The 519-nt window shown below is 56.8% G+C and carries 1 protein-coding gene; it reads left to right on the top strand.

Translation table 11 applies throughout. The annotated features are described in order from the left end of the window. A partial coding sequence (locus CSC78_RS18825; RefSeq protein WP_202924228.1) for a hypothetical protein occupies positions 1–288 on the top strand: 288 nt, incomplete at its 5' end. Positions 289–519 lie beyond the last annotated feature (231 nt).

Raw genomic sequence — 519 nt, forward strand, 5'->3', positions numbered from 1 at the left:
GTGACACGGGAAGGAGGAAGGAAGAAAAGGAAGAGAGTGAAGGACGGTGAGAAGGAGAGGAAGAGAAAGGAGAGGGGGGGGAAAAAGGAAAAGAGCAGGAGGGAAGAGGAAAGAGAAGAGAGGAGAGAGAGAGGGGGATGGAGGAGGGGGGGGGAAAGAAGAAGAAGGAAGAAGAGAGGAGAAGGAGGAGAGGGGGAGAGGAGAGGGGGAGAAGAGAAAGAGAGAAGAAAAAGGAGGAGGAAAGAAGAAAAAAGAAGAGGGAGGAGGAGGGGAGGAAGAAGGAAGTGAAGGAAAAAGGAGGGAGTGGAGGAGGAGAAGGAAAAGGAAGGTGAAGAGGGGAAGGGTGGGAGGAAGGAAGGAAAGGAAAGTGCATGGGACAGGGGGGGAGTGGAAGGAAGGGGTGGGAGAGGAGCGAGGAGGTGGAGGAGAGGTAGTGGCCTGGATTGTGCTCGGTGTAGAGCGAGGGCACGCCTGCCCGCAGCCGCGCCGTGATCGCACCGGTGTGATCGCGGATGGTCG

Origin of the sequence: Pseudoxanthomonas japonensis, assembly GCF_010093445.1 — a bacterium.
Classification (GTDB): Bacteria; Pseudomonadota; Gammaproteobacteria; order Xanthomonadales; family Xanthomonadaceae; genus Pseudoxanthomonas_A; species Pseudoxanthomonas_A japonensis.